19 protein-coding genes are annotated in these 21,534 nt (G+C 73.2%); 9 read left to right on the plus strand and 10 right to left on the minus strand.

The features are described 5' to 3' along the window. Window positions 1-5 precede the first annotated feature (5 nt). The 8 genes from ACZ63E_RS26445 to ACZ63E_RS26480 are packed head-to-tail and all read right to left on the minus strand — an operon-like array spanning window position 6 to window position 7,158. Entirely contained in the window at window positions 6-392 is a 387-nt protein-coding gene (locus ACZ63E_RS26445) for a holo-ACP synthase (RefSeq protein WP_465338794.1), read from the minus strand. Next, entirely contained in the window at window positions 376-1,599 is a 1,224-nt protein-coding gene (locus tag ACZ63E_RS26450; protein ID WP_465338795.1) for an acyl-CoA dehydrogenase family protein, read from the minus strand. The genes ACZ63E_RS26445 and ACZ63E_RS26450 overlap by 17 nt, the downstream gene beginning before the upstream one ends. Continuing rightward, window positions 1,592-2,152 (minus strand): acyl-CoA dehydrogenase family protein, encoded by a 561-nt coding sequence (locus ACZ63E_RS26455; protein ID WP_465338796.1) that lies wholly within the window; start codon window positions 2,150-2,152, stop codon window positions 1,592-1,594. The genes ACZ63E_RS26450 and ACZ63E_RS26455 overlap by 8 nt, the downstream gene beginning before the upstream one ends. Next, complete coding sequence (locus ACZ63E_RS26460; protein WP_465338797.1) at window positions 2,149-2,418, minus strand: acyl carrier protein; 270 nt, start codon at window positions 2,416-2,418, stop codon at window positions 2,149-2,151. Before ACZ63E_RS26460 ends, ACZ63E_RS26455 begins: the two co-directional genes overlap by 4 nt. A gap of 7 nt (window positions 2,419-2,425) precedes the next feature. Continuing rightward, window positions 2,426-3,712, minus strand: a complete 1,287-nt coding sequence (locus ACZ63E_RS26465; protein ID WP_465338798.1) for an alanine racemase — start codon at window positions 3,710-3,712, stop codon at window positions 2,426-2,428. Continuing rightward, complete coding sequence (locus tag ACZ63E_RS26470; RefSeq protein WP_465338799.1) at window positions 3,709-5,061, minus strand: preATP grasp domain-containing protein; 1,353 nt, start codon at window positions 5,059-5,061, stop codon at window positions 3,709-3,711. The genes ACZ63E_RS26465 and ACZ63E_RS26470 overlap by 4 nt, the downstream gene beginning before the upstream one ends. Window positions 5,062-5,086: 25 nt before the next feature. Continuing rightward, complete coding sequence (locus ACZ63E_RS26475) at window positions 5,087-6,919, minus strand: carbamoyltransferase family protein (RefSeq protein WP_465338800.1); 1,833 nt, start codon at window positions 6,917-6,919, stop codon at window positions 5,087-5,089. Next, window positions 6,916-7,158, minus strand: coding sequence for a hypothetical protein (locus tag ACZ63E_RS26480; RefSeq protein ID WP_465338801.1), 243 nt, complete (start codon window positions 7,156-7,158; stop codon window positions 6,916-6,918). The genes ACZ63E_RS26475 and ACZ63E_RS26480 overlap by 4 nt, the downstream gene beginning before the upstream one ends. 171 nt (window positions 7,159-7,329) lie before the next feature. Between ACZ63E_RS26480 and ACZ63E_RS26485 the strand changes: the two genes are divergently transcribed. From ACZ63E_RS26485 to ACZ63E_RS26500, 4 genes are read left to right on the plus strand one after another with little or no spacing between them, the layout of a single operon-like run. Continuing rightward, window positions 7,330-9,102 carry a condensation domain-containing protein gene (locus ACZ63E_RS26485; RefSeq protein WP_465338802.1) on the plus strand — a complete coding sequence of 591 codons (1,773 nt, stop codon included), beginning with the start codon at window positions 7,330-7,332 and terminating at the stop codon, window positions 9,100-9,102. Further along, window positions 9,099-10,067 (plus strand): ketoacyl-ACP synthase III family protein, encoded by a 969-nt coding sequence (locus tag ACZ63E_RS26490; RefSeq protein ID WP_465338803.1) that lies wholly within the window; start codon window positions 9,099-9,101, stop codon window positions 10,065-10,067. Before ACZ63E_RS26485 ends, ACZ63E_RS26490 begins: the two co-directional genes overlap by 4 nt. Window positions 10,068-10,099: 32 nt before the next feature. Further along, window positions 10,100-10,918, plus strand: a complete 819-nt coding sequence (locus ACZ63E_RS26495) for a hypothetical protein (RefSeq protein ID WP_465338804.1) — start codon at window positions 10,100-10,102, stop codon at window positions 10,916-10,918. Beyond that, entirely contained in the window at window positions 10,918-12,057 is a 1,140-nt protein-coding gene (locus ACZ63E_RS26500) for an acyl-CoA dehydrogenase family protein (protein WP_465338805.1), read from the plus strand. The genes ACZ63E_RS26495 and ACZ63E_RS26500 overlap by 1 nt, the downstream gene beginning before the upstream one ends. Here the strand turns inward: ACZ63E_RS26500 and ACZ63E_RS26505 are convergent. After that, window positions 12,029-15,046, minus strand: a complete 3,018-nt coding sequence (locus ACZ63E_RS26505) for a helix-turn-helix transcriptional regulator (protein WP_465338806.1) — start codon at window positions 15,044-15,046, stop codon at window positions 12,029-12,031. The genes ACZ63E_RS26500 and ACZ63E_RS26505 overlap by 29 nt on opposite strands. 315 nt (window positions 15,047-15,361) lie before the next feature. On the opposite strand from ACZ63E_RS26505, the gene ACZ63E_RS26510 reads away from it, so the two are divergent. The 4 genes from ACZ63E_RS26510 to ACZ63E_RS26525 all read left to right on the plus strand — a co-directional run bounded on the left by ACZ63E_RS26510 (window position 15,362) and on the right by ACZ63E_RS26525 (window position 20,519). Then, on the plus strand, window positions 15,362-17,140 hold the full coding sequence (locus ACZ63E_RS26510) for an AfsR/SARP family transcriptional regulator (protein ID WP_465338807.1): 1,779 nt from the start codon (window positions 15,362-15,364) through the stop codon (window positions 17,138-17,140). 92 nt (window positions 17,141-17,232) lie between these two features. Further along, window positions 17,233-18,198: an ATP-binding cassette domain-containing protein gene (locus ACZ63E_RS26515; protein ID WP_465338808.1), complete on the plus strand. Its 966-nt coding sequence runs from the start codon at window positions 17,233-17,235 to the stop codon at window positions 18,196-18,198. A gap of 2 nt (window positions 18,199-18,200) precedes the next feature. Continuing rightward, a complete protein-coding gene (locus tag ACZ63E_RS26520) occupies window positions 18,201-18,962 on the plus strand; it encodes an ABC transporter permease (RefSeq protein WP_465338809.1) in 762 nt (253 codons plus the stop codon). A 402-nt stretch (window positions 18,963-19,364) separates the two neighbouring features. After that, window positions 19,365-20,519 (plus strand): serine hydrolase domain-containing protein, encoded by a 1,155-nt coding sequence (locus tag ACZ63E_RS26525; RefSeq protein WP_465338810.1) that lies wholly within the window; start codon window positions 19,365-19,367, stop codon window positions 20,517-20,519. Window positions 20,520-20,563: 44 nt separating this feature from the next. On the opposite strand, the gene ACZ63E_RS26530 is transcribed toward ACZ63E_RS26525, so the two are convergent. Beyond that, on the minus strand, window positions 20,564-20,974 hold the full coding sequence (locus ACZ63E_RS26530; protein WP_465338811.1) for an SDR family NAD(P)-dependent oxidoreductase: 411 nt from the start codon (window positions 20,972-20,974) through the stop codon (window positions 20,564-20,566). Between ACZ63E_RS26530 and ACZ63E_RS26535 the strand changes: the two genes are divergently transcribed. After that, window positions 20,894-21,259 (plus strand): pyridoxal-dependent decarboxylase, encoded by a 366-nt coding sequence (locus ACZ63E_RS26535; protein WP_465338812.1) that lies wholly within the window; start codon window positions 20,894-20,896, stop codon window positions 21,257-21,259. The two genes, ACZ63E_RS26530 and ACZ63E_RS26535, sit on opposite strands and share 81 nt — an antisense overlap. Window positions 21,260-21,534 lie beyond the last annotated feature (275 nt).

Here is a 21,534-nt window from a genome sequence, read left to right on the forward strand (position 1 = left end):
ACTCCTCATTCGGCTCGGCGGCCGTCCCAGCCGACAGCGACGGCCGCCACGAGATCCGCCTTGTGGGTGATCGATACGGTCACATCGGTGATGCCGGCTTTCTCGGCCGCCGACGCCGCGGAGGCGACCAGGCTGATCGAGGGCGCACCGCCGCCGGTGCGGACGAGGCGGATGTCCCGGGGCAACACGCCCTGGAACAAGCCCTTGCCCAGCACCTTCAGCACGGCTTCCTTGGCCGCGAACCGGCCGGCGAGGAACTCCCGCCGCCGGCTCACGGCCATGGAGGCGGCCTCCGCCGTCTCGCACTCGGCGAAGGCGTACCGCCGGAACCAGGCGCGCTCGCCGAGGTCGTCGAGTTCGCCGAGCTGCACCAGGTCAATGCCCAGCCGCACGGGCACCGTCCCGTCCGCGCGGGAAGAAGTCGCCGCGCACCAGGCCGCCGAACGCGGCGAGGCGGTGCAGGTTGGCCGCGCCGTCCATGAACTCGAACCCGCGGGCGTCGCGGTGGGCCTTGCCCAGCCACGGGTGCTCGACCAGCGAGGCCGGGCCGAGCAGGTCCGCGGCCAGCGTCGTCGCGTCCTCGGCTGCCCGGGCGGCCCGCGCCTTGACCGCGCCGATCCTGGGCAGGTGGACGACCCCGCGGTCGATGTCGGCCGAGACGACGTGCAGCAGGACGCGCAGAGCCGCCATCCGGTCGTTCAGGTCGTCCAGCCGCCGCCGTCCGTCGCCCGCCAGCGCCGGGCGATGGCCGAGCACGTGGTCCGCGACCGCCTGAGCCTGCCCCAGTGCGAGCGCGGCGACTCCGGGCCGGAACTTCGACAGCGCCTGCAACGCGCCGTGCAGGCCGCGGCGGCCCGCAGACCGGCCGGCGCCGAGCACCCGGTCCGGGTCGATCCGCACGCCGTCGAACACGAGCTTGCTGATCCGGGCCCCGCGCAACCCGGTGGTGAGCAGCAGTTCCCCGGTGAACCCGGGCTCGGCGGTGTCGATCAGCACGGCTTCGATGCCCCACGGACCGGGGGCGCGGCGGGCGAACACGACACCGACCTGGGCCCGGGCGCCGTTGCCGACATAACGCTTTTCGCCGTGCAGCCGCCAGCCGTCGCCGTCGGGTTCGAGCCGGGTCTCCAGTTCCATCGCCGCCGAGCCCTTGTTCGGCTCGGTGAGCCCGAAGAAGGCCCACGTCGGCCGCCCGGTGAAGCGGCCGAAGAACCGGTCCCGCTGCTCCCGGGTGCCCAGGCGGACGACCGGTTCGCGGGACAGCCCGGGTCCCGGAGCGGCGAGCACCGCGCCCGGGTCGCCGTAGGCCAGTGCTTCCTGCACGACCGCCCAGTCGAGCGCGGACACCGCGCCCGCGCGGGCGCCCGGTGGGGTATCCGCGCCCTCGCGGTACTCCGGCGGGATGAAGATGTGCTCCAGCACGCGGTAGGCGGGCAGGTGCAGGTACCGGGAGACGACGTCGGGATCGCGATCCAGCGCCATCCCCGCTTCGCGCAGCCCGGGCGCGACGTCCAGGCAGTACCGGTAGAGGGTGCGGTGGCCCTCGCCGAGCAGGTCGACGCCCGCCGGCAGGCGGAAGGCGGTGGCGACGTCAGTCATCCGTGCCCTCCGGCGGGTGCAGGTAGACGTTGCCGGCGACTTCGGCCAGATGCAGGTCTTGGCCCGGGCTGCCGGCGAGGAAGCCGCTGGCGCCCAGCAGCCGCAGCAGGTCGCGCCCGGCCGCGGTGAGCCGCCGGTGCACCGCCCACCGGCTGCGCGGTCCGGCGTGCGGGGCGGCTCCGCACTCCCACAGCTCCACGGCGACGTCGGCGAGGGTGACCTGGATCTGCTGCTTCGCTAGCAGCGTGGTGCCTTCGGACGTACGGCCGTCGAGGTGGTGCAGCGCATGGTCGAGGGCGGCGCGCAGCAGGTCGGCCTGCACGACGAGGAGACCGTCGGCGAACCGGGCCAGTTCGTCCGGCGGTGACGGCGGTCCGGTCGTGACCGCCACGCCGAGGCGGTCCAGCGGCTGCCACGGCGCGCCGGGCAGCGCCCCGGCCGACGCCAGGACGTGCCCGCCGGGTGAGGCCACGAAACCGCCGCCGGGCCGGGCCAGCCGATGCAGTGCGTCGACGCGGGCGGCGAAGCCCGGTTCGGTGAGCGACGCGGTCACGGCACCGTCACGTCCACGTTGGCCTGGACGTAGTCGGCCAGGGTGTCGACGGTCCGGAACGTCTCCATCTGCAGGGACTCCGGGTCCACCTCGACGCCGGTGTAGTCCTCCAGCGCCATCAGCAGGGTGAGGATCGACGTCGAGTCCAGGTGCAGCTCCTCGAACAGCCGTGTCTCCCCGGTGATCTCCGGGAGCTCTCGGTGGAGCACGGCGGCGAGGGAGTCCGCGATGGCTTCGATGATCTTGGCTCGATCGGTCCGGTCCATGCTGGGCCTAGCCTTTCTCGACGGGTTGCGGCCGGTCGGCCGGGATCAGGTGCTGCTTGCCGAGGAGGTCCTCGACGGTGTCGCGCTCGCGCACGAGGTGGGCGGTGCCGTCGAGCACGAGCACCTCGGCGGGGTAGCCGTGGCTCAGGAACTGCACCGGCGACGCCGTGGGCCCATACGCGCCGGAGCGCTCGACGCCGAGCAGGTCGCCCGCACGGACCTCGGGCAGCGCGACCTTCGTGGCCACGACGTCGTTCGGCGTGCACAGCGGACCCGTGACGGTGTACGAGTGCGTCCCGGGTTCGTCGTAGCGGGTCAGCGAGCGGATCGGGAAGTTGCGCTTGACGAAGCTGCCGATGCCGACCGCGGCCATGTGGTGGTTCGTGCCGCCGTCGGCGACCACGAACCACTCCCCGCGCGACTCCTTGACGTAGCGGGCACGCACGACGTAGGTGCCGCACCAGCCGACCAGGTACCGGCCGAGCTCGGTGATGACCCGGGTCCCCGGACATCGTCCGGCGAAGTCCGCGATCGCGGTGTTCATCCCGGTCACGGCCGCGTCGACGTCGAGGTCGTGCTCGTTGTCGAAGTACGGCACCCCGAACCCGCCGCCGACGTCGACGGTGTCCAGCGGGAAGCCGAGTTCGCCCGACAGCTCCTCGGCGGCGGCCAGCACCCCGGCGGTGTTGGCGACGATCCCCTCGGCGTCGAGGATCCGGGTGCCCATGTAGGCGTGGATCCCCCGGACCCGCACCCGGCGCAGGGACCGCACGGCCGCCCGCGACCGCAGCAGGATCTCCTGGTCGATGCCGAACTGCCGGGGCTTGCCGCCCATCGCCAGCCGCGCCCCGCGCCCGGCGAACGCGGGGTTGACCCGCAGCAGCACGTCGGCGCCGCCGGATCCGGCCATCGCCTCGATCGCGTGCAGTTCGTCGAGCGATTCGCAGACGATCGCGTGGACACCCAGGTCGAGGCAGGCCCGCAGTTCCTCCGCGGACTTGCCGGGGCCGAGGAAGAGGATGTCCTCCGGGGCCGCGCCGGCCCGGCGCGCGGTGACGAGCTCGGTCAGCGACGACACCTCCAGGCCCGCGCCGAGCGACCGCAGCACCGCGCACACGCTGACGTTCGGGTTGGCCTTCGCGGAGTAGAAGATGTCGGCCGCCGGGTGCAGGCGGTCACGCAACCGCCGGTAGACCCCGCGCAGGACATCGCCGTCGTAGAGGTAGAGCGGGGTGCCGAAGCGCTCGGCCAGCTCGCCGATGTGATGCCCCTGCAAGGTGAATTCGGCGGTCATCGATCCTCCGTGAGTGCGTCGAGCGCTCGTTCGGTGGCCGTGTCGAGCGCGTCGAGGGCGGCGCGGCCGGGGGCGACGAGCAGGACGTGCAGCCGGCCTTCGAACAGCGCCGGCCCGCCCGCGGCGGCGTTGACAGTGCCGAAGCAGGTCGGAATCACCCGGCCGGGCAGTCCGGTCGGCAAGGCGCGCAGCACCTCGGCGGACGTCAGCGGCCGGGTGAGCCGGAGCGGGTAGTGGCGGGCCATGGCCACGTGCCCGGCGGGCTGGTACCGCTCGGTGAGCGCGCCCTGGTAGGAGGCCATGTTGAGCCGGGCGTTGATCTCCAGCACCGGGTACAGCGTCCCGTCGGCGCCGAGGATCGCGTCGATCCCGGCGATGCCGGTATAGCCGTCGGCGAACAGCCGCGCGCCGATCACCTCGGCCGCGTGGGCCAGTTCCGCGGATCGCCGCGGGCCGAGGTCGACCGGCATCAGATGTCCTTTGTGGACGCCGCCGTCGGTGAGCGCCCGCTTGACGAAGTCGAGCGTCACCGCGCCGTCGTGGGCGATGGTGAGCTGGTAGTTGAGGTCGAACCGCTTGGGCAGCCACTCCTCGACGACGACGTCCAGCCGGTCGTCGCCGCTGCGCTGCGCCCGGCGGCGGCACATCCGGAGCAGGCCATCGAGCTTGGCGCGGGTGTCGAGGACGATCAGGCCCTTGCCGGACACACCGAAGGAATCCTTGACGACCACCCGGAACCCGTCCGCCACGGCGTCGGCGTACCCGGTCAGCACCGCGGCCAGTTCGTCCACTGTGGCGCAGACGTGCCCGGGCACCGGGCGCAGGCCGGCGGCTTCGGTGATCCGGCGGCTGTAGCTCTTGCCGTTGACCCGCTCGAACGTGGCCGCGTCCGGCACGGCCAGCCCCAGCCCGGTCTCCACCGCGAGCTTCTCCTCCGGCCCGGAGGTCCCCATCGGCAGGATCCGGGCGCCGGTGAGCCCGGCGAGCGTCCCGAGCAGGACCGGGGAGGCGAGGGCGTCCTCGGTCGTCGACCGCCCGGCGGCAACGTTCTCCGGGACGAGCACGGTCGGCAGCGCGAGCTCGAGCGCTTCGAGGTAGCGGCGGTAACCTTCGTCGAGGGGTTGTTTGAGGACGAGGAAGTCGTCCGGCCCGGCCAGCAGCGCACCGAGCTCCTCCATCCGCGCCACGACCTCGCCGGTCGCCGAGAACGCCGGGCCGGGCAGGCCGACGTGGTTCTTCGCCCAGTACCGCTCGGCTTCGAAGTTGCAGACGAACACCAGCCGCGCGTGCTCGTCGCCCAGCACCGCCGCCTTGATCCGGCGCAGGTACCCGCTCGCCGTCCTCGTCATCGCCCCTCCCGGTTCCCGGATCACGTTAGACATTCGAATCGAGCCGAACATGCGGGAAACCCCCAGGCCCGGCCGCGCCGCCCGCCAGGTCGGCGAACACGTCGGCCGCCACGTTTTCCTTGGCGTAGAGGCGATCCCCGATGAACACGACGTCCAGCTCGGACGAGTCGAACGTGCGGAAGGCCTCGGCGGCGGACCGCGCGGTCGGCTGGCCCTTGACGTTGAGCGAGGTGTTCATCAGCACGCCCACCCCGGTCAGCCGCTCGAATTCGTCGAGGATCCGCCAGAACCGCGGGTGCTCGGCGCGGTGGACCTCCTGGACGCGGGCGGTGCCGTCGTCGTGGACCACCGCGGCGATGTCCCCGGCCCGTTCGGGGCGCACCCGCACCACGACCGTCATGTGCCGCAGGTTCGCGCCGTACGGGACCTCGAAGTAGCGGTGCGCGCACTCGGCCTTCACGGCCGGGGCGAGCGGGCGGAAGTCCTCGCGGAACTTCACCGCCGCGTTGACCCGGTCGCGCATCTCGCGGGTGCGCGGATCGGCCAGGATGCTGCGGTTGCCCAGCGCCCGCGGGCCGAACTCCAGCCGTCCCTGCGCCCAGCCGACGACCAGGCCACGGGCGAGCAGCCGCGCGGCCAGCGTCTCCGCCGCGGCGTCGCCGGACACTTCGGCGGTGAAGTACGGCTGGTCCGCGGGGACCGCGTCCTCGCCGACGTCCGGTCCGAGGAACGTCAGCGGCGGGTACGTCTCCGCGACCGTCCGCAGGTCGGCCCCGGCCAGCGCCGCGCCGACAGCGGTGCCCTCGTCACCCGCGGCCGGCTGCACGTAGAGCCCGTCCACCAGGCCCGACACGGCCAGCTTCCCGATGGCCGCACAGTTGAGCGCCACTCCGCCCGCGAAGGCCACGGTGCGCAGCCCGGTGCGGGCCGTCCAGTGGGCGACCAGGTGGAACAGGGCCTGTTCCAGCCGCAGCTGGGCGGCCGCGGCGAGGTCGAGGTGGACCTGCCCGGGCACGCCGGACGCCGAGGGGCAGCCCTGGGCTGTCAGCCAGTCGCGGGAACCCGAGAACGTCTCCTTGGCCCGGGCGTCGCGGTTGAGCTGCAGCAGCGGGACCTCGAACCGGCCTTCGGCGCCCAGGGTCACCGCTTCGCCCATCGCCGCGGCGAACCGGCGGGGGTCGCCGGACGCGGCCAGCGCCATCACCTTGTACTCGTCGCTGTTCGGCCAGTACCCCAGGTGCAGGGTCAGCAGGGCGTAGAACAGGCCGAGGCTGCTGCGGAAGTCCAGCGCGGCCAGACGGGTCAGCTCGCCGCCACGCCAGGCGTACACGGTCACCGCGTGCAGCTCGCCCATCCCGTCCAGTACGACCACGAGGCTCTCGGCGAAGCCGCTGGGCACCACGGCGGTCAGCGCGTGCGCGTGGTGGTGGTTCACCGGGGTGACCCGCACCCGCCCGGCCAGTTCCGGGAAGTGCCGGTGCAGCAACGGTGTCTGCAGGCCGGGCGCGAACACCTCGTCGTACCGCGCGCGGCCGGTCTCGTCGCCCTGCCAGATGATCCGGGCCGGGGCGTGGTCGAAGTTGTGACGGACCTCGTCGACGTCGGCGATGCCCAGCCCGGCGACGGCGAGGCAGCTGCGGATCGCGTCGGCCGGGAAGCGGTGGTCGAACTTGGCCCCGGAGTAGCGCTCCTGCTGGACCGCGGCCACCAGCCGGTCGTCGACCACCAGCGCCGCGGCGGAGTCGAGGCCCTGGAAAAGCCGGCCCTCGGCCACCGACAGCCCGGGGAACCGGGCGCGCTTGAACTCCGCCGACCCGTCGAAGCCGCTGTAGCCGAGTACCACCCTGCGCTGACTCATCGGTCGTTCTCCTTCCGCCACGCGGCGTTCACGGCCGCCGCGACGCCGGCGCGGGCGGCAGCCACCGCCTCCAAGGCCGCTTCGTGGTCGTCGGTCGTGTACGCCCGCAGCAGCAGCGCCGAGGCGTCCAGCGCGCACCGCGCGGCCCACAGCAGCGGATCGTCGACCGGATTGAGGGTTTCCAGCTCCGCACCGGCCCGGCGGATGCCGCCGAGCACCCCGGTGACCACAGGAGTCATCCCGTCCCCCTTCCGCCGTGCTGTCTGCCGGACGCATCGTGTCCGGCGGCGCGCGACCCCGTCCAGAGCCGCGGCGCGAACCCAGGGATTCCTCCAATGCTCGCCCCGCGGCCCCGGACTTAGCTTCGGCACCAGGGAAATCGCCCACCGCGGACGCAAGGGGAGCGGCTCATGGCACAACCGACGACCGCGCGGCGCCTGGGGGTCGCGGTCCGCGGCGGGAGCAGCCGCAGCGGACCGGTGACCCACGGGCAGCGCAACGTGCTCGCCTGGATCGCCTTGCAGGACGGCGAACGGTCCGATGTGGACGGGTGCTTCGCCGCGATCCCGCCCGGCACCGGCCTGAACGGGGTCGCCGAGGCGATGAGCGTGCTGATCACCCGGCACGAGGCCCTGCGGACCACCTACCACCGCGACGCCGGCGGCACGTGGGTCCAGCACGTCGCCGCGGCCGGCGAACTGCACGCCGAGATCCACGAGCTCGGCGACGAACCCGAGCAGGTGCACGACCTCGAGCACACGCTGTACGAGTACCGGCGGGTCGACCTCGACTTCCGGATGCGGCTGCTGGAGCGGATGTGCGCGGCCCCGTTCGACGTCACCCGCGAATGGGGCGTGCGCCTCGGCGTGGTGACGCGGGCGGGTGATCCCGTGCTGGCGGTTGTGGTGCTCTCGCACGTCGCCGCGGACTTCGCGGCGATCCAGCTGGTCGAGCGGGAGTTCACCGCTCTGCTCGCGGCATCGCCGCGGGAGGTGGGCCCGCCCGTGCACCAGCCGCTGGACCAGGCCGCCGCGGAGCTCGCGCCGCCCGCCCGACGCCGGGCCGAAGGTGCCCTGCGGCACTGGGAAACCACGCTGCGACGCGCGCCGCAGTGCGTGTTCGCCCTCCCCGAGCACCCCACCGGTTTCGCCGGGCAGCAGATGGGCCTGCTGCGGTCGCGCGCCGCGGCGATGGCGCTGACCGCCGCCTCCGCCCGCACCGGGATCAGCCGGTCCACCGTCGTCCTCGCCATCGGCATGGCCCTGCTCACCCACCTCACGGCGCACTCCCCCAGCCTGTTCGTCTCGATCTGCGCCAACCGGTTCCGGCCCCGCGAACGCGGGTACGTCGGCACGCTGGCGCAGGACACCCTGGTCGCCTTCGACTCGGCCGCACCCGGGCTCGACGAGGTGATCGCGCGGGCGCGGCAGGCGACCATGGCGGCCTACCACTTCGGGCAGTTCGACTCCGACCGGCTCTACGCCGTGATGGACCGGGTGGCCGACGAGCGCGGTACCCGCTTCCACCGCGACTGCGACTTCAACGACATCAGCGTCCACCGCGAGGACGGGCCGCACCCCGACCGGTCGTTCTCCCGCGCCGAGCTGGACCGGGCACTGCCCGGCACCGACGTCGACATCCGGCCCGGCACGCACCTGCCGGTGCTGTTCCGCCTCAAGCCGCTGCAGCTGCACGGCGAACTGCGGGTCGGCGTCTGGGCGGACACGCGATACCTGCCGCCGCCGGAGATCGGGAAGTTCCTGCTGGGTGTGGAAAAGCTGCTGCTGGAGGCGGCCGCGCGGGACATCCCGCTCGCGGAGTTCACCGCGGTCTCGGGCGTCGCGCCGGTGGTGCGCGGCGCGGGCTGGGCGCTGGTCGACTCGTGCTGGGTCGAGCTCGCCGCGTGCCGGCGGCTGCTGGAGGACGTCGCCGGGCCGGCCGGGGTCTTCCTCGACACGCGCGACGGCGCCGGGTCGCTGGTCGCGTTCGTCGTGCCCGGCCGGCCGGGTGTCACCCCGCGGGAGGTCCACCTGGCGTGCGTCGGGCGGCTGGCGGGCCGGCGCACCGCGATGGCACCGCACCGGTACGTCCTGTGCGCCGGCGCCCCGGACGACCGGGCGGACCTCGCGGCCTGGCGGGCGCGGCCGCGGCTCGCCGAGGGCACCGGACGGGAGTCCCGGTGACGGGCGGAAGTTCCCGCTCGGGCCCGGCCGGGGTGACGACCCTCGACCGGGTGGCCGCGTTCGTGCCGGGCCGGGAGGTCACCGTCGAGGACATCGCCGGCTCGCTCGGCTTCGACAAGTACACGACCCGGATGGTCCGCCGGACGCTCGGGGTGGACCGGCTGCGCGACGACCCGGCGTCCGACGTCTTCGACCTCGTCGTCCCGGCCGCCGTCGAGGCGCTGCGCGGGGTCGCCGACCACGGCGACATCCGGTACCTGCTGTTCGCCCACACCGTTCCGGAAGTCACCCCTTCGCACCTCGACGCGGCGCAGGAGATCGCCCGCCGCCTCGGGCTGGCCCGGGCCGACGCGTTCGCGCTGACCCAGCAGAACTGCGCCGGCGGGCTGACCGCGGTCGACGTCGCGGGCGAACTGCTGCGGGCCGAGGACGACCCGCGGGCGCGGGCCCTGGTCGTGACCGGAGAAAAGCTGTTCACCCCCGATGTCCGCGTCGTCGGGGGCATGACGGTCATGGGCGAGGCCGCCGGCGCGTGCGTGGTCGGCCTGGGCGGCGCGACCAACCGCGTGCGGTCCTACGCGGCCACCACGTTGGGGGTGTTCGCCGGGGGCCTGCGGCTGACGCCGGACCGGCTCAAGGAGTTCAACGACACCTACGTCGACGAGCTCACCGCGATCGTGCTCGAAGCGATCGTGCGCGCGGAACTGCGGCCGGCCGACATCGACCTGGTCGTGCCGCACAACGTGAACCGGCTGCTGTGGGGCAAGGTCCTCGACCGGGCCGGGATCGGCCGCGACCGCATCTACCTCGACAACCTGCCGCGGTACAGCCACTGCTGGTGTTCCGATCCGTTCCTCAACCTGATGTCGCTGCAGGAGGCGGGCCGGCTGGTGCGAGGGCGCCACTACCTGCTCACCGCGGTGGGGCTCGGCTCCACGTACGCGGCCATGGTGATCGAACACTGAAACCGACGCCGACCGGAGGCCGGGTACCTGCCATGTCGCTCTCACTGCGCACCGCGTCCGTGGTCCTCGGCAAGGACCCCCGCCCCTACCGGCGCGACGAGCGGCTGCTGGTCTACCAGCGCGACCTGCTGGAGCCGTTCGGCGTCGAGGTCGAGGAACCGTTGCTGCGCGGGGGTTCCAACATCACCTTCACCGACCTGGCCGAGGACCTGCTCGACGCCGTGCCGGCCCCGGTCGGTTCCCCGGACCTCATCCTCGTCGCTCACGGGCTGCCCGACTCCTACCCGTTCACGACGATCGCGTCGCACCTCGACCACCTCCTCGGCGGCGGCGCGTACTGCTTCGCGGTGTCGGAACAGGGGCTGCGGGCGCCGTTCACCGCGTTGCGGATCGCGCGGGCCTTCGCGCGGTCGGGCCGGTGCCGGTCCCTCGCGCTGTTCGTCCTGGAGCAGACGACGTTCCCGTACACCGATCCGCTGTTCCGGGACACGCCGCTCGTGGATTCGGGTGTGCTGCTCGTGTTCGGGGCCGGCGGGACGTACGAGATCGCCGGGTTGTTCGCCGGGCAGGAGGGCGAGCCGCTCGGCGGGCCGTTGCGCGCGGCGGCCGGTGCCGTGACCGGCAGCGCGCTGGTGGTCGCCGGGCCCTGGGCCGACCGCGCCGCGGTCGGGGCAGTGGGGCTGCCGCACCACGTGGTGGCCGCGGGGTCGTACTGCACCAGTGTCTGGCGGGAACTGGCGCGCCACCACGAGATCTGGACGCGGGACTACGCCACGATCGTGCTGTGCGACACCGATCCCCGGTCGGGCCGCAGCCAGGCCGCGGTGCTGCACCGCCGCGCGCGGCCGTGATGGACGCCGACCTGGCCCGGATCGGGGCCGTCTGCCGGGCCCTGGCCCCGGAGCTGCGGATCGCCGGGGCCGCGCTCGACCGCGATCCGGCCTCCGCCGAAGACCTCGGCCGGCTGCCCGCGGCGGCGCTCCTGCGGTGCGCCGCCACTCCCCCGGCGCACCGGCACGGCGTGGTGCCGCCGGACGAGCTGGCGCTCTCCGGCACGTCGTGTCGCGAGTGGACGGCGGTGCTGGAGGGAATCGCCTACGGCGACCCGGGAATCGCGCTGTCCTGCCCCGGCCCGTCGCTGTCCGCGGCGGCGGTGACCGGTCTCGGCGACGACGTCCAGCGCGCACTGTTCTTTTCCCGCACGGCCGGGCCGGCATGGTCGTTCTTCGCCATGACCGAGCCGGCGAAGGGCAGTGCGGTGCTCGAGCTGGGCACCGCTCTCACGGCGGTGCCCGACGGCGGTGGCTGGCGGCTGGACGGCGTCAAGTGCCACGTGATGAACGGCGCCCGGGCCTCGATCGGGGTCGTGTTCTGCCGGCGCGCGCCGGGGCCGTGGGGACTGGAGGCGGTGCTGGTCGACACGGCGGATCCCGGGGTGCACGCCGAACCGGAGGAGCCGCTGGGCCTGCGCGGCACCGGGCTGAGCCGGGTCCGGTTCAGCGGCGTGCACGTCCCGGCCTGCCGGGTGCTCGGGGCGCACCTGCCGCCGCTGCGGCGGGGCGTGCACGGCGCGATGCGGGCCTTGGCCCACTGCCGGCCGCCGGTCGCCGGGATCGCGGTGGGGCTGGCGCAGGCGGTGCTGGACGACGTGGCCGCACGGCGGCCCGCGGTCCGGCACCGCCTCCGTGACTGCGCCGATCGGATCGCGGCCGTGCGCGCGCTCACCTACCGGGCCGCGGCCGACGTCGATCTCGGAAACCCCGGCTCCCGCCGGGTGCCGGCGGCCAAGGTGCAGGCCGGGCGGCTCGCCGAAGAAGTCACCCGGCTCGCCGCCGAACTGCTCGGCCCGGCGGCGCTGGTGACCAATCCGTGGCTCGCGAGAATGCACCGGGACGCCCGCGGGTGCGAATTCCTGGAAGGCGCGGGTGACGTTCACCGGTTGGCTGTGTTCCAGGGCCTGATCACGGGAGAGTTCCGGCCGACTCGCTGAATTCGCGAGCCACTTCGACCCGGGAAGAGGCACCCAGCTTCGCGAAAATGTTCGACAGGTGCATTTCGACGGTCTTCTCGGTGACGAAGAGCCGCTGCGCGATCCGCCGGTTGGTCAGGCCCTCGCTGACGAGCGCCGCAACCTGCCGTTCCCGCCCACTGAGCCCCGCGACGCCGCATTGCCCCGCGGCCCCGCCGGCCCGCCGCCGGGCCCGCCCCGCAAGCCGCCGCCGTTCCGCGACAGCCCGCCGGCTCCAGTGGTACGCACCGGCGGCTTCGAAGCCGAGCTGCACGGCCCGAAGCTCCGCCGCGGCCAGGTCACCCCGTCCGCAACCGGCGGCGGCAATCCCGCCGGCGAACCGCGCCCGAAGAGCTTCGAGCCGAAGCCCGGCAACGTCGAACCGCTCCCGGGCGAGGGTCGCGAACCGGAGTGCGGCTTCGGGCTCGGGGGCGGCTTGGGCCAGGGCCAGCCAGGCGTACCCCTCCCGGCTCGGCCGGGTGGGGCGGGTCGCGGCCGGCCCGGGTTGCGCACTGCGGCTCGGCAGCGTGAGGCCGCGGTCGGACATCTCCGGCAGGGGCGCAGGCGGCTCGGCGAAACCCCGGGCACTTGCGGCCGCCCCGGTCGGCAAACCGGCTGCCGTCGCGGCCTGGTCGGCCCAGTGGGTTGCCGCCTCCGGGGCGCCCCGGGTCAGGGCGGCCCGGGTCAGGAACTCGCAGATCTCCGGCCTCGCCCACGGGGCCGTCATGGCCAGGTCTGGACCAGTGCATTCCAGGAGGTCCAGACCGCTTTCCGGCTCGCCCGCGGCGAGGGCGGCTTCGGCGGCCGCGCGGTGGGTGAACGCCGTCAGCCAGGGGCCCGGGCGGCGGGATCGCCACTCGGTGGACTCCGCGGCGGTGCGCGACGCCGTCTCACGGTCGCCCGCCCAGGTGGCGATGCGGCACCTGATCGCCAGGGCAAGTGCGTGGTGGTCCGTGGCGCCGGTCCGGGCGGCGGTGGCGAGCGCGTCGTCCGCTGCTTCGGCGGCCGGGGTCAGCTTGCCCGCGGACCACAGCGCCAGTGCGCGGCCGGCCTGGACCGGGGACAGCACGAGGACGTTCCCACCTGCATGCGCGGCGGCCAGCGCGCGGTCGAAGTGCCGCAGGGCGGCTTGAGGCCGGTCCAGCAGCAGTTCGCTCCACCCGGGCCACACCGCCGTGTCCGGGCGCCGCCGGAACTCGCCGTCGAGAAGACCGTCGACCAAGTCCGCGGCCGCATCCGCGTGCCCGGCCGCCGCCGCGTGCGCACCGGCCAGGGATTCGGTCACGGCGAGCAGCCCGTGGGCGGACGCGATCAAGGTCCGCGACCGCGCAACGCGCAACGCCTGCACTGCCCATGCGCGTGCGGCGGGGAGGTTGCCCTCCGCCAGCTCGACGGCCGACAGCTCGAACGCGAGTGCCGGACCGGCGGCTCCTGCGGGGGCTACGGGGGTTGCCGAGGCCACGGAGATCGCGGGACCCACAGAGGTCGCGGAGCCCACAGCCTCCACGGCCTCACCAGGCGCCGCGGGCACCGCGAGGGGCGCGAGGGCCGCAGAGGTCGCGGAAGTCTCGGCCCCCACGGCCTCCGCAGGGGGCGCGAGTTCGCGCAGCAGCAGCGCCCGGGCTTCGGCGCGGCGGCCCAGAAGGCGCTCCACCAACGCGCAGTGGGCCGGGGCTCCGGATGTTCCGTTGTGGTCCAGACCGCGCGCTTCATGCAGCACCTCCCGGCTCTCGGGCAGCTTTCCCGCCAGGGCCAGTGCGCCCGCCAGGGCCACCAGCAGGCCGGCGCGGTTCGGCACTCCCGGGCCCAGGCCGTCGGCGGGGACCAGCCTTGATGCCGTGCGCAGCCACTCCGCCGCCGTTGCCGGGTCGTGGGGGCGCAGCTCGTGGGCGGCCGCCACCAAGAGGGCCAGGCCTCTCGGATCACCCGCCCCGACGGCCAAGGCCATGTGCGGGGCGATGACGACCGCCGGCGCTCCGCGTCGTTCCAGTGCGAGTGCGGCTCGGGTGTGGGCCACGATCCGCCAGGCCGGCTCGGCGCTGTCGTGAGTCAGCCTGCGGACCACGGGGTCGCGGAAGGCGAACGCGGCGGTGCCGGGTACCGGCCGCACCAGGTCGTGATGCACCAGCTCGTCGATCGACGCGGTCACCTCGGGCTCGGTGAGGCCGGCGACGGCGGCGGTGAGGCCCAGGTCGACCGGGCCGGCGGGCACCGCGGCGGCCCAGGCCGTGGTCCGGACCACTGGTGGCAGCTCCGCCAGTTCCGCCTCCAGCGCGATCCGCAATGCCGGCGGGACCTCGCCGGCACACGAGCACACCTCGTGCCCGCAGTCGGCCGTCCCGGCCAGGTACAGCGGGTTACCCCCGCTGCGGCGGAGCAGCCGGCGGCGACGTGACGGTGTGTCGTGGACACCCAGGAACGTCCGGACGTCGGCTTCGGCGAGCGGTTCCAGTGGGAGCTGCGCGACGGCCGGGCCTTCGGCCACGTGCCGCAGTCGGGCGGGTGCCTGCCGGGGGCGGTAGGCGAGCACCATCAGCACCGGGCCGCGCGGGGGATGCCGGACCAGGTCCACGAGCAGGTCCACTGTGCCCTCGCCCGCGTGGTGCAGGTCGTCGAGCAGCAGCACGAGCCCGGGCTCCGCGAGCTCTTCGAGCAGCGCGCGGACCGCCCGGCAGGCGTCGGCCGGGTCGTCGGCCTCGACCCGCAACCGGTCCAGACCACTCCAGTGGTCATGCAGGGCATCGGCGAGCACCGCAGCGCGGCGGCGGGACGCCAGGCCCTGCAGCACGACGAACCCCCGCTCCCGGCCCAGCCACGCCGCTTCGGCGAGCATCCGGCTCTTGCCGAAACCGGGATCGCCGGTCACCGCGATCATCCCGGGCCCGCCCGCCGCGAGCGCGTCGAGTGCCGAACCGATCACGTCGCGTTCCCGTACCCGGCCGAGCAGGACAGCAGGCTCCGAAACAGTCACCGATTTCCTCCGATTTTCACTCGCCCGGCCCCGGTGGACGCCGGGCGGGGCGGCCGAATGCCCACAGCGGGCGGGGTAGGACTACCTACACCGAGTGGCGGATCACTGCGAGCAGCCGGACGCTCCGGCCAATGCTCGAAACGGCATTGCACCTTTCGTTTTCAAATCAATCCGCCAACGCGGTGAACCGGGCCAAGGCTGCCGCAGGCGCGTGAAAAAAACCTTTAAACGATCTTAAATACCCCACCACGCGATGCGGGAAATCGGCCGTACCATTGCCTGGTATTCCGGCCGTTACTTCCGCGGAGGACCCAGGTGCTCGAGGTGGTCGACTTCAGCCTGCTCGGGCCGCCCCGGGCGTCGCTCGGCAGCCGGTCGTTCGACCTCGGCCCGGCGAAGCAGCAGTGCGTGCTGGCGGTCCTGCTGGTCAACGCCAACCGGGTCGTCGGCGTGGACACGCTCATCCGCAGCGTCTGGCAGGACGCGGCGCCGGTCACCGCCCGCAACGTCCTGTACACCTACATCACCCGGAACCGGCGCACGCTGGCCGACATCGCCGCCGCCCGGACCGGCGGCGGGGCGGCCCCGCCGGGGTTGCTCGACATCGTCCGGGCGGCGGGCGGCTACATCCTGCGCGCCGACCCCGAGCAGATTGACCTGCACCGGTTCCGCAGTCTCGTCTCCGCCGCCCGGGCGACCATGGCCGGCGCCCCGGAAAAAGCGACCACATTGCTGCGTTCGGCCCTGCGACTTTGGCGCGGCGAGCCCCTGCAGGGCATTTCCGGGACCTGGGCGACCGGGATCCGGGAGCACCTCGAACGGGAACGCAACGCCGTCATCCTGGCCTGTTTCGAAAGTGAACTCACGGCCGGGCGGCACCGCGAGGTGATATCCGAACTGGCTCAGCACACCACCGCCCACCCCTTTGACGAACCCGCGCTCAGATTACTGCTGACCGCGTTGCACCGCAGCGGCCGGAGAATCGAAGCACTGCAATGCCACGAACGCGCGAGAAAACATTTTTCCGAAGAACTGGGGCTGGATCTCAGCGCGGCGACTCAGGCGTTGCGGCAACGCATTCTGCGGGACGAGTCCACCGAGGAGCCCGAAGGCCACCGTCCCGCGGTCCCGTTCCCGGTGCCCGCCCAGCTCCCCGCCGACCCCGCCGGTTTCACCGGACGGCTCGCCGAGCTCGGCGAACTGCGCCCGGCCCGCCCCGCCGCGGTCGTGCTGCTCGAAGGCACCGCGGGCGTGGGCAAGACCGCCCTGACCGTCCACTGGGGACACCGCGTCAAGCACCTGTTCCCGGACGGGCAGCTCTACGTCAACCTGCGCGGGCACGCGCCCGGCGGGCCGCCCCTGGCCGCGCGCGAGGCCCTGTCCCGGTTCCTGCGCGCGTTCGGGCTGCGCTCGGCGGACCTGCCCCACGAGCTCGACGAACTCGCGTCGCTGTACCGCTCCACGCTGGCCGACCGCCACGTCCTGGTGGTGCTGGACGACGCCGCGGACGCCGACCAGGTCGAGGCGCTGCTGCCCGGCGGGCCGCACTGCGCGACCGTGATCACCAGCCGCACCCGGCTGGACGAGACCGCCGCCCGGCACGGCGTGCGGCGGCTGCGCCTGGACGTGCTCCCGCCCGGCGAAGCGGTCGCGCTGCTGGCGCGCACCATCGGCCACGAACGGGTCCGCGCCGAACCGCACGCCGCCCGCGCGCTCTGCCGGGCGTGCGGCGACCTGCCGCTGCTGATCCGAGTCCTCGGCACTCGGCTGACCGGCCACCCCCGCTTGCCCCTGGCCGAGGTGGATCCGGGGCGCGCCACAGCCGACGCGCTGTTCCTGCACAAGGTGTTCGGCCCCTCCCTGCGGGCGATCACGCCGGAGCACCGCCGGTTCCTGCGGCTGCTCGCCCACGCCCCGCAGGACCGCGTCACCGTCGCGGACGCGGCGACGCTGACCGGAACCACCCGTGAGCGAGCCGCGTGGGCGCTCGACGCGCTGGCCGCCGCGCACGTAGTCGAGGTGCACCCTTCCGGAAGCTATGTGCTGCACCGGTTCTGGCGCGCGTACGCGGCGCGGCCCGCCGGAGATCCCTGACCGGTATGGGGGTCTCCCCAGTGCTGAGACGGCCGGGCCCGCTCTACAGTCCGACGGTCGGCACCGGACCCGTGCTCGCCGGAGAGGACCAGATGACGATCATCGAGGTACGCGGGCTCGCCCGGAGCTTCCGCGCCCGCAGGCAGTCCGTGCCGGCGGTGCGCGGGATCGACCTGACCGTCGAGGCCGGGGAGATCGTCGGTTTCCTGGGCCCCAACGGCGCCGGGAAGACCACCACGATGCGGATGCTGACGACGTTGCTGCGCCCGGATGCGGGGGCCGCGCGGATCGCCGGCGCGGACCTGCTGGCCGACCCGTGGGGGGTGCGCGCGCGGATCGGGTACGTCGCCCAGGCCGGCGGCACCGACATGGCGTGCCGCGTCGGCGAGGAACTGGAATGCCAGGCCGACCTCTACCGCCTCGACCGCGCGGCCGGCCGCCGCCGCGCGGCGCTGCTGGCCGAGCAGCTCGGCCTCGGCGACCTGTGGGGCCGGGTCATCGGCACGCTGTCGGGCGGGCAGCGGCGGCGGCTCGACCTCGCGCTGGGCATGGTGCACGCCCCGGCGGTGCTGTTCCTCGACGAGCCGACGGCCGGGCTGGACCCGCACAGCCGGGCGAGTCTCTGGGCGCACATCCGCGCCCTGCGCGCCGAATTCGGCACCACCGTTTTCCTGTCCACGCACCACCTCGAAGAAGCCGACGCACTCAGCGACCGCATCCTGGTCATCGACCGCGGGCGCATCGTCGCGCAGGACACGACCGAAGCGCTGAAGCGCCGGGTGTCGGTCGACGTCATCACGGTCGAAACCGACGACCGCACCGACGTCGCGCACGCGGCGCTGGCCGGGCTGCCCCGGATCCGCGAGGTCACCGTGCCGGCCGCGCGGACGCTGCGACTGGCGGTGGAGCACGGGGACCGCGCGGTGGCCGACGTCGTCGTGGCGCTGCAGGCGGCGGGGGTGCCGATCCACGGGGTCAAGGTCGCCCAGGCCAGCCTCGAAGACGTCTTCCTGGAACTGACCCGGCACGGTTACGCCGTGCCCGCCGGAAGGGCCTGAGCATGTCCGTCTTCCGCGACACGCTGGTGATCTTCCGCCGCTACGCGCGGCTGTCGCTGCGCAACCCGGTCTGGATCCTGGTCGGGCTGGTGCAGCCGGTGGTGTTTCTGCTGTTCTTCGGCCCGCTGCTGACTCGCACCCTGGAGAGCGCCGGGACGACGTCCGAGCAGGCGTGGCAGACGTTCGTGCCCGGAATCCTGGTGCAGCTCAGCCTGTTCAGCGGGGCGTTCGTCGGGTTCTCGGTCATCGCGGAGTGGCGCGCCGGGGTCGTCGAACGCCTGCGGGTGACGCCGGTCAGCCGGCTCGCGCTGCTGCTCGGGCGGGTGCTGAAGGACGTCGTGGTGATGATCGCGCAGGCCGCGCTGCTGGTCGCGGTCGCGGTGCCGTTCGGGCTGCGGGCGCCGGTGGGCGGTGTGGTGATCGCACTGGGCTTCGTGGGAGTGCTCGCGCTGAGCCTGACGTCGCTGTCGTACGCGCTGGCGCTACTCCTGCGCAGCGAGGACACGATGGCCCCGGCGCTGAACGTCTCGCTGGTGCCGCTGATGCTGCTGTCGGGCGTGCTGCTGCCGATGTCCCTGGCCCCAGGCTGGCTCGACGCGCTGTCACGCGTCGTCCCGCTGCGGTACGTCGTCGACGCCATGCGAGCCGCCTTCACCGGCGGCGCGTTCACCGGCCGGGTCCTGCTCGGCGCCGCGATCGCGGGAACACTGTGCGCGGTGTCGGTCGGCCTGGGCGTCTGGACCTTCGGGCGCCAGAGCCGCTAGCCCTGTTCACCGAACTGATCGCCGCACGAGACAACCAGGACGGCGCACTCACCGAAACCGAACCCGTCGACACACTGATGCTGATGATGACCGCCTGCCACGAAACCACCGTGAACCTGCTCGACTACGCCATCACCGCGCCGAGGTGGACGGCACGCCTTCGATACGAGGCTTGTTCACGAAATCACTCCACCGGCCGCGGCGGGGCGGGGCGGGGCGGGCGAGCAAACCGCAACACCACGATCGAGTGAGACTCGTCGTCAAGCACGAGGGACGCGCCGGGCAGGCAGCCGGCAGGACTGTTTCCGGGCGGCTGCCGCGTTGAGCCTCCGTTGAGCACGCGTTGGGCCTACCGTGATCTCCGTCCCGCATGCTGAGAGGCCCTGCCGCGAGGAGCCAGCGATGAGTTCGACCATCGACGAAGTGCTGCGAGAAGCCGTGGACTCCGGAGCCGTCCCCCAGGTCGTGGCGATTGCCGCGGACCGCGACGCCGTCATCTACCAGGGCGCCGCCGGGCCGCGGACCGCCGGCGAGGACGCACCCGCCACCGTGGACACCCACTTCCGGATCATGTCCATGACGAAGATGGTCGCCACCACCGTCGCCCTGCAGCTGCGCGAAGCGGGCAAACTCGACTTCTCCGCCCCGGTCGGCGAGTACTGCCCCGAGTTCGACGACCTCCAGGTCCTCGACGGGTTCGACAGCGACACCCCGAGGCTGCGCCCGCCCGCAAGCCGGGCGACGGTGCACCAGCTCGTCACGCACACCTCAGGTCTCGGCTACTGGTTCTGGAGCGAGGACCTGGTCAGGTGGGAAGCCGCGACCGGGACCCCCAACGTCGTCGCCGGCTCCGCCGCGAGCTTCACCGCACCGCTGCTGGCCGACCCCGGCACGCGCTACACCTACGGCATCAACACCGACTGGCTCGGCAAGGTCGTCGAGGCCGCGAGCGGGCTGACCCTCGACGTCGCGATCAAGGAAGGCGTCACCGGGCCACTGGGCATGACGGAGACGACGTTCCTGATGACCGGCGCCCAGCGCGCCGGCAGCACCCCCGTGCACATCCGCGCCGAGGACGGCTCGTGGTCCTCGGCGGGCGAGATCCTCAACCAGGAACCGGACTGGTGGGCCGGCGGCCACGGCCTGTACTCGACGCCGTCGGACTACATCAAGTTCGAACGCGCCCTCCTGCGGGGCGGCGAGCTCGACGGCACCCGGATCCTCGCGGAGTCCACAGTGGACGAAGCCTTCACCAACCAGATCGGCGACCTGGACTTCCCGGCCGACATCCCCACCGCCGACCCGGCGGCGAGCGGCAGTTTCGCCGCGGGCCCAGGCTACAAGTGGGGCTACGGGTTGCTGCTCAACACCGCGGACATCCCTGGCATGCGCCGCGCGGGCAGCGGAGCGTGGGCCGGGCTCTGCAACACCCACTTCTGGATCGACCGCACCACCGGGATCTGCGCGTCGATCTACAGCAACTTCCTGCCGTTCGTCACCCCAGAGGCATTCAAGCTCTACCAGGACTTCGAAAAAGCACTGTATTCGAGTCTCTGAAGACCGCACGGCCTGCGGGGCAGCCAACGGCTTCGCCACGGTCTTCACGATGGCGTCGGCGACATCCTGGCTGTCCACCGCGCGCTGACCGCGCACGGTGGACAGCCCGCGCCGAGCTCGTTGTCGACGATCATCGGCACGACGACCGACACCTCGACACCGGTCCCCCGCGGCTCCGACCGCACGGCCTCGGTCAGCCCGATGAGGCCGCACTTGGTCGCGCCGTAGGTCGCCGCGCCGGCGAACGCGACCCGCCCGACGGCCGAGGACACGGTGATGATCTGCCCGCCACCGCGACTCAGCAGGCGCGGCACCGCGAGCGCGACACCCAGGATCGTGCGCGCGGCTTCACTCCGCTCGCCGTGGTCGCGAATGTGGGAACAACGGGCGTCGCCGCGGTCGATCCCCTCGAGGAAATCACCGACGTGTGCCGTCGAGAAAGGGTGTGGCCGCACGTCGACGCCGCCTACGGTGGGTTCTTGCGGACCGTGCCGAGGTGCTCTCCTCCCCAGCTGACGCCGATTCGGTGGTCACCAATCCCCACAAGGTGCTCTTCTGCCCGGTTCTCCCCCACCCCGGAGTACCTGCTGCCCCCCACCGGCGAGGACCACCTCGACCACATGAAGTACTCCCTGCAACCCGGCTCGAGCACGCAGTACAACTCGCGACATCGCTCACCGCGAGGATCGATGAACACCCGCGCCGGCGGCTGGCTTACCGATCACCGCTGCCCCTCGTGACCATGTTCTACGACTCCCCCGACCTCGGCCCCGAGAGCGGCGACCGGATCGCGGCCGAAGCGCACCGCCTGGTCAACGCGGCGGCCGACGACGAAACGGCTTCATCGGGCCACTGCAGAGCACCCGGTACGCGAGATCTCCGACCACGCCCCCGGCCTGCCCTGGGCGCAACGGGCGATCACCAGCGGCTCGCCGTCGCGCCCCGACCTGCCCGGGCCGGTGAAAGTGGCGTCAATGCCGGCAACGCTGCGCCGGCCCGGGGCAGAACGGAAGAT

It is taken from the genome of Amycolatopsis sp. NPDC104819 (assembly GCF_055583145.1).

Coding starts and splice junctions, on each gene's coding strand:
- ACZ63E_RS26450 (WP_465338795.1), bottom strand. CDS start 1,599: ATGACTGACGTCGCCACCGCCTTCCGCCTGCCGGCGGGCGTCGACCTG.
- ACZ63E_RS26460 (WP_465338797.1), bottom strand. CDS start 2,418: ATGGACCGGACCGATCGAGCCAAGATCATCGAAGCCATCGCGGACTCC.
- ACZ63E_RS26465 (WP_465338798.1), bottom strand. CDS start 3,712: ATGACCGCCGAATTCACCTTGCAGGGGCATCACATCGGCGAGCTGGCC.
- ACZ63E_RS26470 (WP_465338799.1), bottom strand. CDS start 5,061: ATGACGAGGACGGCGAGCGGGTACCTGCGCCGGATCAAGGCGGCGGTG.
- ACZ63E_RS26475 (WP_465338800.1), bottom strand. CDS start 6,919: ATGAGTCAGCGCAGGGTGGTACTCGGCTACAGCGGCTTCGACGGGTCG.
- ACZ63E_RS26480 (WP_465338801.1), bottom strand. CDS start 7,158: ATGACTCCTGTGGTCACCGGGGTGCTCGGCGGCATCCGCCGGGCCGGT.
- ACZ63E_RS26485 (WP_465338802.1), top strand. CDS start 7,330: ATGGCACAACCGACGACCGCGCGGCGCCTGGGGGTCGCGGTCCGCGGC.
- ACZ63E_RS26495 (WP_465338804.1), top strand. CDS start 10,100: ATGTCGCTCTCACTGCGCACCGCGTCCGTGGTCCTCGGCAAGGACCCC.
- ACZ63E_RS26500 (WP_465338805.1), top strand. CDS start 10,918: ATGGACGCCGACCTGGCCCGGATCGGGGCCGTCTGCCGGGCCCTGGCC.
- ACZ63E_RS26515 (WP_465338808.1), top strand. CDS start 17,233: ATGACGATCATCGAGGTACGCGGGCTCGCCCGGAGCTTCCGCGCCCGC.
- ACZ63E_RS26520 (WP_465338809.1), top strand. CDS start 18,201: ATGTCCGTCTTCCGCGACACGCTGGTGATCTTCCGCCGCTACGCGCGG.
- ACZ63E_RS26525 (WP_465338810.1), top strand. CDS start 19,365: ATGAGTTCGACCATCGACGAAGTGCTGCGAGAAGCCGTGGACTCCGGA.